Origin of the sequence: Flavobacterium sp. 120, from assembly GCF_003633605.1 — a bacterium.
In the GTDB taxonomy this organism is placed as follows: Bacteria; Bacteroidota; Bacteroidia; order Flavobacteriales; family Flavobacteriaceae; genus Flavobacterium; species Flavobacterium algoritolerans.
Map to the genome: position 1 here is coordinate 3,464,432 of NZ_RBKZ01000001.1, position 12,401 is coordinate 3,476,832.

The following is a 12,401-nucleotide window of genomic DNA, read 5'->3' on the forward strand; positions in this document are numbered from 1 at the left end:
ATTATTTTCTAACCTTCAAAGGTAACTCTTTTATTTATTTTTTAATAAATCTACTATATTTCTGTCATTAGAGAGTCTCGGAATTTTATTTTGTCCTCCCAGTTTGCCTATCGATTTCATATAATCCTGAAACCCATTTTTAGCCACTTTGGTGACAACCACTTTACGCAACACTTTGCCCACAATCAAATCGTCATAATACACATTTTGTTTGCGCATGGCGGTATCTATCGCTTCCGCAAAAGATACGCTGTCTTCCGGTTCGTTCTCAAATTCGATGAACCATTCATGATACGGCAATCCTTCTGCCGGCGTGATTTGTGGCGCAACGGTAAATTCATTGATGCGAATATTCGTTCCAATAATTGCTTCCTGCAACGCACTTTCCACTTCCTTGCCAATAACATGTTCTCCAAAAGCCGAAATATAATGTTTGATTCTTCCGGATACTATAACTCTGTAAGGTTTTAAACTGGTAAACTGAACGGTATCTCCAATGTTGTATCCCCAAAGTCCCGCATTCGTCGAAATAATTAAAACGTAATTTACGCCCAATTCTACTTCGCCAATCGTATAACGTCTTGGTCCCGTCCCGAAACTTCGGGATTCGGGATCAGAATAGAATTCGTCACTTTTTATAAATTCATAGAAAATTCCGGAATTCAAAAGCAGTAACATTCCCTTTTCTTTTTGCGAATCCTGATAGGCAAAAAAGCCTTCCGAAGCCGGAAATAGCTCAATACTGTCTACTTTTCGTCCAATAAGATTCTCAAATTTGGCGCGATACGGTTCATAATTCACACCACCGTAAATAAACAAATTGAAGTTTTTGAAAATGTCTCCTACGGGCTTCCCTCCTTTTTGATTCAGTTTTTCAAAATACATTTGAACCCAAGACGGAATTCCAGAAATAACTCTCATGTCTTTATTAAAAGTTTCCTCTACAATCGCATTTACTTTGGTTTCCCAATCTTCGATACAATTGGTTTCCCAAGAAGGCATTCTATTTTTTTGAAGGTATTTTGGAACAAAATGAGCAACAATTCCAGACAATCTGCCTAATTTAACTCCGTTTTTTTCTTCTAATATTGGGCTTCCTTGCAAGAAAATCATTTTCCCATCTACAAAATCAGCATTTCCAGTTTCATGAATATAATGTAGAATTGCATTTCGAGCCGCTTCAATATGAAAAGGCATGGATTCCTTAGTCAACGGAATGTATTTTGCCCCAGAAGTAGTTCCTGAAGTCTTGGCAAAATAAAGCGGTTTTCCTTTCCAAAGTATATTTTCCTGGCCTTTTACCACCTTATCAACATAAGGTTTCAATCCTTCATAATCTCTTACTGGAACTTGTTTCGCAAAATCCTGTTGAGTTTTTATTTGGTCAAAATGATGGTCAATACCAAATTGTGTTTTCTTCGCTTCTTTGATTAATTTTTGCAAAACCTTCTTTTGAGTTTCAATAGGATTATTGGCCCAAAGTTGTGTTTTCTTGTATATTTTTTGTGCAAATAATTTTGCAGCCGTAGATTTTATTGACATTTTTATTTTTGTTCTTTAAAAGATAAAAGTTGTTTTTTTACTCTTTTTTTGATTTTTTAGAAAGTGCTTTTTTTTCTTCTTTCGCCACTTGTTCTCTCAGTTCCAGTTCTTGTTTTGATGCAGATAAATCAGCTTGAGAAGGCACTTCATCCGCAGCAGAAAGTATCGAATCTTTATTGAATTTTGCATATTCTAACTCTCCTGTCAACACTTTTTGAATCGACTGGATGTACGCTTCATTTTTCTTTAAAGCTCGTGTCAAAGAATCTGATTTTAAAGCCAGTTCCATTGCGTCCTTCTTTAATTTTGAGGAAGAATAGCCAGGTATAAATTCTCGTAATGGGGTAAAAGCAATAATAAAAGTAGTAACAAATGTAATTATTATCGCTCCTAAAGTCGCTACCACAAAAACATTCATTAAAGTAAGTTTCAAAGAAAATGTCTCTTCAAAAGTATCTTCGTTAAGTATTATTAAACGTCGTTTATTGAATAAATTTTCCTTGAGTTTGCGCCGTTTTAGTCGTTTTTTTGACATACTTTTTTATTATTGAACAAATATAACAATTATTGTCGTTGATTGTATTCGCTTGTTTTTGTTCACTTTTTTTAACCTAAATTTATTTTTAATAAATTTTTAACGCTTTTGAAACCAAATAAATGTACCAAAATGAGTTTCCGTTAACTAATTCTATATACCTTTGTCGTTAGAGTTATTACAAATTTGCTTAAGCAATAAATTATTCAATCATGGGAAGATTAGGTGTTACAGAAATCCTTGTTATATTGGCGATTGTTTTATTACTTTTTGGAGGTAAAAAAATTCCAGAATTAATGAAAGGTCTAGGAAGCGGAATTAAAGAATTCAAAAACGCAGCCAAAGACAATCAGCCAGCTGATAAAAAAGAAGAAGAAGAAACAAAATAAAAAAAAGGCTTTTCAATTGAAAAGCCTTTTTTTTTGTTTTAAAGTATCATACTCAACTGAATCCGTTTTCTATCCTCATCGACTTCAGTCACTTTTACCTGAACGTGTTGGTGTAATTTTACCACTTCATTCACATCACTTACAAAACCTGCTTTCAGTTGGGAAATGTGAACCAAACCACTTTCTTTCACTCCAATATCTACAAAACAACCAAAATTGGTAATGTTATTTACAATTCCAGGTAAGACCATTCCCGTTTTTACATCTTTTATCGTTTTTACATTGGGGTCAAATTCAAATACTTTCGCAGATTTTCTTGGGTCTAATCCCGGTTTTTCGAGTTCTTTTATAATGTCTTTCAATCCCAATAAACCTATTTCTGGAGTAATATAATTTTCTGGTTTTATCAAAGCGGTTTTTTCTTTGTTAGCAATCAAATCATTCACCGTCAGTTTCAAATCTTTTGCCATTTTCTCCACAATTCCGTATGCTTCTGGATGCACAGCCGAATTATCCAACGGATTTTTCGCATTCGAAATTCGGATAAAAGCAACGCCTTGTTGGTACGCTTTCTCGCCCAAACGCGGCACTTTTTTAAGTTGTTTCCTGTCTTGAAAAGGGCCGTTTTCTGAACGGTATTGCACGATGTTTTCGGCCAGCTTCTCTCCTATTCCACTCACATAACTCAACAAATGTTTACTCGCTGTGTTGATATTTACACCAACGGAATTCACGCAACGAATCACCGTACTGTCTAATTCTTCTTTTAATTTATTTTGATCCACGTCATGTTGATATTGGCCTACGCCAATGGCTTTTGGGTCAATTTTCACTAACTCCGCCAATGGATCGCTTAATCGTCGTCCAATAGAAACCGAACCACGAACCGTCACATCAAAATTAGGAAATTCGTCTCGAGCGATTTTTGAAGCTGAATATACCGATGCTCCGGCTTCGGAAACAATAAAAACCTGAACCGGTTTATCGAAAGCTATTTTCTTGATAAAAAATTCCGTTTCTCGTGAAGCCGTTCCGTTTCCTATTGAAATAGCATCAATTTTATACGAATTCACCATTGAACGGATTTTTTTCATCGCCATGGCTTCCTCTTTTTGAGGCGCATGCGGATAAATGGTTTCGTTATACAATAAATCCCCTTTTTCGTCCAGACAGACGATTTTGCAACCGCTTCTAAATCCGGGATCAATCGCCAGAATTCGTTTTTCTCCCAAAGGCGGAGCCAACAATAACTGTCCAAGATTATTCGCAAAAACCTGAATCGAATTGGCGTCAGCCTTCGCTTTTGCTTCTTGCAAGGCTTCATTTGAAATCGCCGGATTCAACAATCTTTTGTAACTGTCTTCAATTGCTAATTGTACGTGTGGCGTGGTTTTATTTTGACCTTTTAAAACTAACGCATCAATAATATCATACGCTTCATCAATATCAACTTCTACTTTAAACTTGATAAAGCCTTCATTTTCGGCACGAAGCATCGCTAATAACCGATGCGATGGTGCTTTAGTCAACGATTCTGACCAATCGAAATACTGATTGAATTTCTGCGCCGCTTCGTCGTCTTTCTTCGTTTTTACTACTTTGGTGGTAATGGTTGCTTTGCGTTCGTACAATCTTCGGAGTTGCTTTCGAACATAAATATTTTCATTAATCCATTCGGCAATAATGTCTCTTGCTCCTTGCAAAGCTGCTTCTTCATTGATTACATTTTCATTCAAATATTGTGTTGAAATGAAATCGACATCATCATTATTTTGCGCCATGATGATTTTTGCCAACGGTTCTAATCCGTTTTCACGGGCAACATCGGCTTTCGTTTTTTTCTTCTTTTTGAATGGCAGATAAAAATCTTCCAATTCTTGTAAATCGAAGCTCTGTTGGATTTTTTTTTCTAATTCTGGACTAAGTGAATTTTGTTCCTGAATCGATTTTAAAATCGCTTCTTTACGTTTTACAATAACCTCGTATTCTTTTTGGAGCTTTGCAATTTGTTCTATTTGTACTTCATCCAGATTTCCTGTTGTATCTTTTCGATACCTCGAAATAAACGGAATCGTACAATCCTCTTGTAATAATTGAACGGTTTTTTCAATGTTTATTCCTGCTGTAGCAACGATTTTTGATATGAATTGTATGTTAGTCATTTTAAATTTAAAATTATAAAATCATGTTGCTAAAATAGTATCTTTGAGTCAAAACTCCTTATTTATGTCTTTTTTATTCTGGTATTTTCCACTTATTAATTTAGTTGCTTTTTCAATAATAGGAGTTGACAAACGGCTGGCCATACAGCAAAAAAGGCGCATTTCTGAACGTAATTTATTGCTTACGAGTCTAATCGGCGGAACAATTGGTTCCGGTTTAGCGATGCTTTTTTTTCGACACAAAACCTCTAAAATGTCTTTTTTATGGAAGTTTTTTTTAATTGGGATATTGCAACTTTTTATAGTGTATTTCTATGTTATAAAATCTAAATAATTACTCTTGTTGATTACTTCAAAAGTAGCTTCCGGATATGCTTTTGCGAAAGCAGCAGGAATTTTAACTTTTTTGGTTTCACTCCACTTAAACTCAAATCCAGCCAGTTCTTCGCCTTTTTCCTCAAGCCAGTCAAGTTCTTGCTGATCATAAGTACGCCAGAAATAATTATTCGTTTTTATTTTTAGGTAATTTTGCTTTTTAACGCGTTCTACTGCCAAGTAATTTTCCCATAAATCACCCACATCTGTTCTAGAATCCAATCGGTTGAAATTATTAATGATGCCGTTTCTAATGCCATTGTCATAAAAATACCAACGGCTGGATTTCACAATTTCTTTTCGAAGATTGCGACTGAACCCTTCTACTTTGAAGATAATAAACACTTTAGAAAGCAAATCTAAATAGTTAGCAACTGTGTTTTTAGACATTTGCAACTGATTTGCTAATTCCTGCAACGAAACTTCTTTTCCTAATTGATAGGCTATCAAACGCAGCAAATCATATATTTTATCGGCGTGTTTTATTCCTTCAAAAACTAAAATATCTTTCAGTAAATACGAATTGATGATTTCATACAAATACTCTTTTTTATCCTCCCAATCTGAATATTGAATCAGTTCCGGATAACTTCCAAAGAGTAATCTTTCCTCTAATTTTTCTGTAGTTTGTTTATAATTTTCGTACTGGGAATATTCCATTTGTGCCAATGGAAAAAGATACAACGTGTTTTTTCGTCCTACTAATGGTTCACCAAGATTGTTGTTTAAATCAAATATTGAGGAACCTGTAGCAATGATTTTGATTCCATCAATAGCATCCACAATCAATTTTAGAATCAAACCAATATCAGGAATCGTTTGGGCTTCGTCTATAACCAGTAAATCAATATTGAGTAATAATCGCTTGTAATTTGCTACGGAACGTTCTTTGAGCAGATTAGCGTCATTAATATCTTCCCCGTTCAGTTGCAAATAACTTCCATCAGGAATAGTTTGAAGGTAATTTTTTATTAGTTCGGTTTTTCCAACACGACGAGCACCTAGTAAAATCAATACTTTATTAGGAAGTACTTTGTTACCAAAATCTTGAAACACTGCTCTTTTTAAATAATTTTCCATTCTATTTGATTTAGAAATCTAAACCAAATATAATCAAAAAATAGTAATTCAGTCAGTACGTTGACTAAATTAATGTAAATTCAGTCAACGTACTGACTGAATTAATGTAAATTCAGTCAATAAAAATTTCTAACAAGAAATTTTATCTACTCTATTTTGGTGTCTTCCACCTTCAAATTCGGTGTTTAAGAACGCTTCTACCATTTCTACTGCTTGTGGAATTGAAGTAAAACGAGCGGGAATACTAATAATATTCGCATCATTGTGTTGACGCGCCAAAACTGCAATTTCTTTCATCCAACATAAAGCAGCGCGAACTTTAGACTGTTTATTCACTGTCATAGAAATTCCGTTTCCGCTTCCGCAAATAACGATTCCAAAATCAGCTTTTCCCTCAGCAACATCGGTCGCAACCGGATGACCAAAATCAGGATAGTCCACACTGTCTGCTGAATCTGTTCCGTAATTAGTTACCTCATGTCCTTTTGCTTTAAGCATTTCAACAATTGCTTTTTTGTAATCTGGTCCTGCGTGATCGTTTCCTATGGAGATTTTCATCTTATATGTATTAAGTTGTGTGGTGCAAATTTAAATAAAGAAATCTAGTTTTGCAGAATTTAAATTTCGCTTCTTTAATTGATTATTACAATTGATATAAGTCCGGAAAAATATAAGTTAACAGGATATTTTATAACTATCAGATTGCTATCATATTAGCGGTTATCAACAATTCTAATAAATCTATAAATAGCTGTAAATCAATGTGGATTTTATATTTAAAATGTTAAAAATTTACATTGTTAATAGTAAAACGCAATTGCTTGATATTCAGTTAACTTTAAATTAACATACAATGTTCATAACTTTAGATAGAATATTAGAAGTTTTTTATGGTTGTATCCAAAAAATAAGTAATCCAAAACCCACATTAGAAATCCAAATTAAGTTCGTTGAATTTTTAGAATAGTTATCAATATTAAAAAGTAGTTTATCAACAAATTTTAAAAAAGTACTTATTTACAAAATCAATTCTTTTTAGATTATTAACCATTGTTAATTAAAATTAGAAAAGACTTTAAAACGAAGACTTTAGTATAAAATAACTATGTTGATAAGTCCGTATAACATCTTTTAACTTGATTTCAATACATTTTAAAATAAATTTATTGCCACTATTAACACACTATAATAACAACCAAGAAAGAATTTAAATTTAATTTTTCTTTTTGTTTATTTAAATATATGTTGACAACTTTGAAAAAATTAAAATTTAAAAAATAGATTTTACTGTTCTAATTTCCTTTAAACGATTTTTAGATTGTTATTCAAGTCATCAAGAAATTCTTGCACTTTTTCAAAATCATTGATGTGAATTTTAAGTTTGATTCCACCGTAGGCAAAACTCCCAAATGGATCAACTGAAACCAAGGTTTCGTTTTCAAAAAAATAATTAATTTTTTCTTGTTCCAATAAATGCTTCAGCACTACAATTTCATGTGAATAATTAAAAATCGCAATTGTTTGAAAGTCTTCCATTTTAATTGTTTTTATAAAGATACAACTATTCTTTAAAGTTATATTTTCTTTAAAACTGTTAGCTCTTTACCGAAAACAGTTAAGTATTTTGTAATTTTAAACTTTTAAGAAAAGATATATGAGTAAAAGATTAAGAAAGCCGATAAAAAAAGAGAAAGACTACTCTGATAAAATATTAAAAATATTATCGCAAAGTGCTAATAAAGCATTCAATTATAAACAAATAGGAGCAAAGCTGGAACTCGATGATACCCAAAGCAGAAATCAAATTATAAAAGATTTGAAGATTCTGGCTTCTCAAAATAAAATTATAGAATCTGAACCTGGAAAATATTTAGTAAAAGCAATAAGCAAAGATTATTACGAAGGTAAAATTGACATGACGGGACGTAAAACAGCTTATTTTGTTTGCCCAGATTTAGAAGAAGATGTTTTTATTCCCACCAATAATTTGAACCATGCTTTAGACAAAGATATTGTCAAAGTATATGTTTACAATCGAAGAAAAGGGAAAAGACCTGAAGGTGAAGTCATTGAAGTGATTGAAAGAAATAAAACTGACTTTGTTGGTGTAATAGACATTCAAGCTAATTTTGCTTTTGTTTCTACTGCAAATCCAAAAATGTATACTGATATTTTTATTCCAAAGGATAAAATAGGTGAGGCAGAGCAAGGTGATGTAGTTTTGGTTCACATCGAAGATTGGCCAGCCAGAGCTGATAGTCCTTTTGGTTCCGTAATAAAAGTTTTAGGGAAACCTGGAGAGCACGATACAGAAATCCATGCGATTCTTGCTGAATACGGATTGCCATCAGAGTTTCCTATTGAAGTAGAAACGTTTGCACAAAAAATTGATACTTCCATAGAGGAAAGTGAAATTGCCAAACGTCGCGACATGCGCGATACATTGACTTTTACCATTGATCCAAAAGATGCAAAGGATTTTGATGATGCTTTATCATTTAAAAAATTGGAAAATGGTAATTACGAAATTGGTATTCACATTGCCGATGTTTCCCATTATCTTCAAGAAGGAACAATACTGGATGATGAAGCCTATCAAAGAGCGACATCGGTTTATTTAGTGGATAGAGTAGTGCCAATGTTACCGGAAGTATTATCAAATTTTGCGTGTTCATTGCGTCCAAATGAAGAAAAATATACGTTTTCGGCTATTTTCGAAATTACCGAAAAATCTCAAGTGGTCAATCAATGGTTTGGAAGAACTGTAATTTATTCAGATCAAAGATTCTCCTACGAAGAAGCGCAATACATCATAGAAACGAAGGACAATGTGATTCCGGAAGAAATTTCTATAACTGGAAGTTCGTATCAAGTTTCAGCAGCAATTGTTGCTGCGACGCTAAAAATGGATGAATTAGCTAAGATTTTCAGAAAAAGAAGAATGGCTGATGGAGCGATTTCTTTTGATAAAGTAGAAGTGAAATTCAATTTAGATGAAGCTGGAGAACCTCAAGGTGTTTATTTTAAAATATCAAAAGATGCGAATCATTTGATTGAAGAATTCATGCTTTTGGCCAATAAAAAAGTAGCAGAATATATTGGAAAACAAAAGAAAACCTTCATTTACAGGATTCATGATGAACCAAATGAAGATAAATTAATTGCCATGCAAACGGTAATTGCAAAGTTTGGTTACAAAATTGATTTCCGAAACAAAGGTGATATTTCAAAATCATTGAATGCGTTGATGGAAGAAGTGAATGGTAAAAAAGAGCAGAATTTAATTGATACGCTTGCGATTAGAAGTATGAGTAAAGCCAAATATTCTACGGATAACATAGGACATTATGGTTTGGCTTTTGAATATTATTCTCATTTTACATCGCCAATTCGTCGTTATCCGGATGTAATGGTGCATCGATTATTACAACATTATTTAGACGGTGGAAAATCAGCTGATGAAGAAACGTATGAAACAAAATGTTTGCATTCATCTACAATGGAAGGTTTAGCAACCAATGCCGAGCGTGATTCTATCAAATACATGCAGGTAAAATACATGCAGGATCATCAGGATCAGGAATTTTTAGGTGTAATTTCTGGTGTGACAGAATGGGGAATTTATGTAGAAATCATCGAAAATAAATGTGAAGGAATGTGTAGAATACGTGATATAAAAGACGATTATTACACTTTTGATGAAAAACAATATGCATTAACAGGCGCAACTTCTGGTAGATTATTACAATTAGGTGATGAAATTTACGTTAAAGTAAAAAATGCCGATTTAGTTAAAAAACAACTGGATTTTAATTTTTTAAGAAGAATTGAAGAACCAATTAAATAAAAAAAATGAAATCAAAGATTCACGAATACCAAAAAAGCAATATTAGAAATATGAGTAAAAAATTAGTGATTATTGCCTTTGTATTGTTAACTCAAATTACAAATGCTCAGGTAAGCAGAAACTTAGGAGATTTTGATGAAGTAAAAGTATTTGATAAAATCAATGTAAAATTAATTCCAGCTTCAGAAAATAAAATAGTTATCACTGGAGACCGTGCAGATGAAGTAGAAACAGTAAATAAAAATGGCGAATTGAAAATCAGAATGCCATTTCCACAATTGTTATCTGGAGATGATATTACAATAAAATTATATTTCAAAAATATTGAAAGTATCAGCGCCAGTGAGGGAAGTTATGTATCAAGTGAAACTGATTTCAAACAAACTATGTTAGATTTAAATGCAAAATCAGGAGCAGAGATTAACATTGAAATTGATGTTGATAAAGTGAATATAAAAGCCAGTGCCGGCGGAATAATTGATGTTTCTGGTAAAGCAACAAATCAAGATGTTGTTATTACTTCAGGCGGAATTCTAAAAGCAATTGATTTACATACAAAACAAACAACAATAAGCGTTGCTGCTGGAGGAAAATCTGAAATTCATGCAACTACATTAGTTGATGCAAAAGTGAAAGCAGGAGGCTCTATTTTTATCTACGGTAAACCAAAACAGATTAATAAGGAAGTTTTCATTGGCGGTACTATTTTAGAAAAAAATTAGTACTTTGGTTTAGATTTTATGGTAATAAATTTAAATTTTTAATGATAAACGATATTTTATCTGGTATTCCTTGGGGAATTTTCTTGAGTTTTATGATTGGTCCTGTTTTTTTTATTTTACTGGAAACAAGTATTATAAAAGGGTTTAGAGCTGCTTTAGTATTTGATTTAGGAGTAGTTTCAGGAGATATTGTTTTTATTGGAATTGCTTATTTAGGAAGTTACAGGTTGATTCAAAGTTTAAAAGATCAACCGGCACTTTTTATTTTTGGAGGTGTATTGATGCTGGTTTATGGTATAATTTCCTTCATACAATTAAAAAAAGAAGAAAAAATAAATACTGATATTATTGACAGGGAAATAGTCAAAAAAAACTATTTAAGTCTTTTTATAAAAGGGTTTTTGTTAAACATTATCAATATTGGTGTTCTTGGTTTTTGGTTGGCTATTATTATTTCAGTAGGACCAAAACTAGAAATGCAAACCTCCAGAATGATAACTTTTTTTACATCAGTGGTGGTTTCATATTTACTTATTGATTGTATTAAAATATTATTAGCCAAGCAATTAAAAACAAAATTAACACCGGTAAACATTCTTAAAATTAAAAAAGGAATCAGTATTGTGATGATGGTTTTTGGGATGGTTTTAATAACTCAAGGTTGGTTCCCAGAAGAAAAAGCAATGGTTAAAAAAGCATTTGATAAGATTGATAATTAAAAGAATATAATTTCTATAATAATAAAAAAAGCCTTGATTCTAATTAATTTAGAGCCAGGGCTTTTTTATATTTAAAAAGTTAAGTCATTTTTTTTTAACCATTAAGGAATTAAGAAAAATTAAGTCTAAATCTTAATGAAACTTAATTTCTTAATGGTTAATAATTTAGACATAAAAAAACCTCCAAATTGCTTTGAAGGTTTTAGATTTTTCTGCGGATTCGAACTATATCTTTATTTAATTTTTCTTAAAAATTAGCCATAAAAAAACCTCCAAATTACTTTGAAGGTTTTAGATTTTTCTGCGGATTCGAACTATATCTTTTATTTAATTTTTCTTAAAAATTTAGACATAAAAAAACCTCCAAATTACTTTGAAGGTTTTAGATTTTTCTGCGGATTCGAACTATATCTTTATTTAATTTTTCTTAAAAATTAGATATAAAAAAACCTCCAAATTACTTTGAAGGTTTTAGAGGCATCGTCCGGATTCGAACCGGAGTAGGAGCTTTTGCAGAGCCCAGCCTAGCCGCTCGGCCACGACGCCATTGTTAAACGGATGGCAAAAGTACTTAAAAAGTTTAAAGTTTAAAAGCTTAAAGTTTAAAAGTTTCAAAAAATATTTTTTTATCCTTTTCAAACATTTCTTATTTAACTTCTATATTCTTCCATTTCTATAGTAACTGCTTCAACATCACCACCAATAGGAGGATTGAGTTTAGAAACTGCAACAATAATTCTGGAAACCTCAGGAATTTCCTCAAAAATTCTAGTTATGATTCGGTGTGCTACATGTTCTAATAAGTCCGAACGAATAGCCATTTCTTCTACAACAATGCGATTTAAAAGCACGTAATCCACAGTATCTTTCAAATCATCCGTGATACTGGATTTTCTCAAATCAGTCTTAACTTCTAAATTTACGGTATAATCAGACCCTATTTTTCCTTCCTCGATTAAACAACCATGGTAGGAGTAGGTTCTTATATTTTTAAGTTTTATGATTCCCATTATTTTATTTTTTTGTTTAA

Annotated in this window: 12 protein-coding genes and 1 tRNA gene; 5 read left to right on the forward strand and 8 right to left on the reverse strand. The window is 32.2% G+C overall.

The features are described 5' to 3' along the window. Positions 1-30: 30 nt before the first annotated feature. On the reverse strand, positions 31-1,542 hold the full coding sequence (locus C8C87_RS14895) for a GH3 auxin-responsive promoter family protein (RefSeq protein ID WP_121343134.1): 1,512 nt from the start codon (positions 1,540-1,542) through the stop codon (positions 31-33). 37 nt (positions 1,543-1,579) lie between these two features. Next, positions 1,580-2,077, reverse strand: coding sequence for a peptidase (locus C8C87_RS14900; RefSeq protein ID WP_121343135.1), 498 nt, complete (start codon positions 2,075-2,077; stop codon positions 1,580-1,582). A gap of 212 nt (positions 2,078-2,289) precedes the next feature. On the opposite strand from C8C87_RS14900, the gene tatA reads away from it, so the two are divergent. Further along, complete coding sequence (tatA, locus tag C8C87_RS14905) at positions 2,290-2,466, forward strand: twin-arginine translocase TatA/TatE family subunit (protein WP_099713958.1); 177 nt, start codon at positions 2,290-2,292, stop codon at positions 2,464-2,466. Between the two features lie 38 nt (positions 2,467-2,504). Here tatA and C8C87_RS14910 read toward each other — a convergent pair whose 3' ends face one another. After that, positions 2,505-4,628: a Tex family protein gene (locus C8C87_RS14910; RefSeq protein ID WP_121343136.1), complete on the reverse strand. Its 2,124-nt coding sequence runs from the start codon at positions 4,626-4,628 to the stop codon at positions 2,505-2,507. 64 nt (positions 4,629-4,692) lie between these two features. Here C8C87_RS14910 and C8C87_RS14915 point away from each other — a divergent pair, with 64 nt between their 5' ends. Further along, positions 4,693-4,962 (forward strand): DUF1294 domain-containing protein, encoded by a 270-nt coding sequence (locus C8C87_RS14915; RefSeq protein ID WP_099713956.1) that lies wholly within the window; start codon positions 4,693-4,695, stop codon positions 4,960-4,962. Here C8C87_RS14915 and C8C87_RS14920 read toward each other — a convergent pair. From C8C87_RS14920 to C8C87_RS14930, 3 genes are all read right to left on the reverse strand, one after another. Next, on the reverse strand, positions 4,941-6,083 hold the full coding sequence (locus C8C87_RS14920) for an ATP-binding protein (RefSeq protein ID WP_099713955.1): 1,143 nt from the start codon (positions 6,081-6,083) through the stop codon (positions 4,941-4,943). The genes C8C87_RS14915 and C8C87_RS14920 overlap by 22 nt on opposite strands. 129 nt (positions 6,084-6,212) lie before the next feature. Next, a complete protein-coding gene (rpiB, locus tag C8C87_RS14925) occupies positions 6,213-6,641 on the reverse strand; it encodes a ribose 5-phosphate isomerase B (RefSeq protein WP_099713954.1) in 429 nt (142 codons plus the stop codon). A 744-nt stretch (positions 6,642-7,385) separates the two neighbouring features. Next, positions 7,386-7,619, reverse strand: coding sequence for a hypothetical protein (locus C8C87_RS14930; RefSeq protein ID WP_099713953.1), 234 nt, complete (start codon positions 7,617-7,619; stop codon positions 7,386-7,388). 118 nt (positions 7,620-7,737) lie between these two features. Here C8C87_RS14930 and rnr point away from each other — a divergent pair, with 118 nt between their 5' ends. From rnr to C8C87_RS14945, 3 genes are read left to right on the forward strand one after another with little or no spacing between them, the layout of a single operon-like run. Continuing rightward, complete coding sequence (gene rnr, locus C8C87_RS14935) at positions 7,738-9,930, forward strand: ribonuclease R (protein ID WP_121343137.1); 2,193 nt, start codon at positions 7,738-7,740, stop codon at positions 9,928-9,930. Positions 9,931-9,935: 5 nt separating this feature from the next. Then, a complete protein-coding gene (locus tag C8C87_RS14940) occupies positions 9,936-10,652 on the forward strand; it encodes a head GIN domain-containing protein (RefSeq protein ID WP_233550045.1) in 717 nt (238 codons plus the stop codon). Positions 10,653-10,693: 41 nt separating this feature from the next. Then, positions 10,694-11,371, forward strand: coding sequence for a LysE family translocator (locus tag C8C87_RS14945; RefSeq protein WP_099713951.1), 678 nt, complete (start codon positions 10,694-10,696; stop codon positions 11,369-11,371). A 475-nt stretch (positions 11,372-11,846) separates the two neighbouring features. Here the strand turns inward: C8C87_RS14945 and C8C87_RS15820 are convergent. Together C8C87_RS15820 and folB are read right to left on the reverse strand one after the other, a co-directional pair. Further along, a tRNA-Cys gene (locus C8C87_RS15820) sits at positions 11,847-11,917 on the reverse strand. Positions 11,918-12,021: 104 nt separating this feature from the next. Next, complete coding sequence (folB, locus tag C8C87_RS14950; protein WP_099713950.1) at positions 12,022-12,381, reverse strand: dihydroneopterin aldolase; 360 nt, start codon at positions 12,379-12,381, stop codon at positions 12,022-12,024. Between the last annotated feature and the right edge of the window lie 20 nt (positions 12,382-12,401).

Bases quoted from the DNA above. Each gene is read 5' to 3' on its own strand.
- C8C87_RS14895 (WP_121343134.1), bottom strand. From the start codon at position 1,542: ATGTCAATAAAATCTACGGCTGCAAAATTATTTGCACAAAAAATATAC.
- C8C87_RS14900 (WP_121343135.1), bottom strand. From the start codon at position 2,077: ATGTCAAAAAAACGACTAAAACGGCGCAAACTCAAGGAAAATTTATTC.
- tatA (WP_099713958.1), top strand. From the start codon at position 2,290: ATGGGAAGATTAGGTGTTACAGAAATCCTTGTTATATTGGCGATTGTT.
- C8C87_RS14910 (WP_121343136.1), bottom strand. From the start codon at position 4,628: ATGACTAACATACAATTCATATCAAAAATCGTTGCTACAGCAGGAATA.
- C8C87_RS14915 (WP_099713956.1), top strand. From the start codon at position 4,693: ATGTCTTTTTTATTCTGGTATTTTCCACTTATTAATTTAGTTGCTTTT.
- C8C87_RS14920 (WP_099713955.1), bottom strand. From the start codon at position 6,083: ATGGAAAATTATTTAAAAAGAGCAGTGTTTCAAGATTTTGGTAACAAA.
- rpiB (WP_099713954.1), bottom strand. From the start codon at position 6,641: ATGAAAATCTCCATAGGAAACGATCACGCAGGACCAGATTACAAAAAA.
- C8C87_RS14930 (WP_099713953.1), bottom strand. From the start codon at position 7,619: ATGGAAGACTTTCAAACAATTGCGATTTTTAATTATTCACATGAAATT.
- rnr (WP_121343137.1), top strand. From the start codon at position 7,738: ATGAGTAAAAGATTAAGAAAGCCGATAAAAAAAGAGAAAGACTACTCT.
- C8C87_RS14940 (WP_233550045.1), top strand. From the start codon at position 9,936: ATGAAATCAAAGATTCACGAATACCAAAAAAGCAATATTAGAAATATG.
- C8C87_RS14945 (WP_099713951.1), top strand. From the start codon at position 10,694: ATGATAAACGATATTTTATCTGGTATTCCTTGGGGAATTTTCTTGAGT.
- folB (WP_099713950.1), bottom strand. From the start codon at position 12,381: ATGGGAATCATAAAACTTAAAAATATAAGAACCTACTCCTACCATGGT.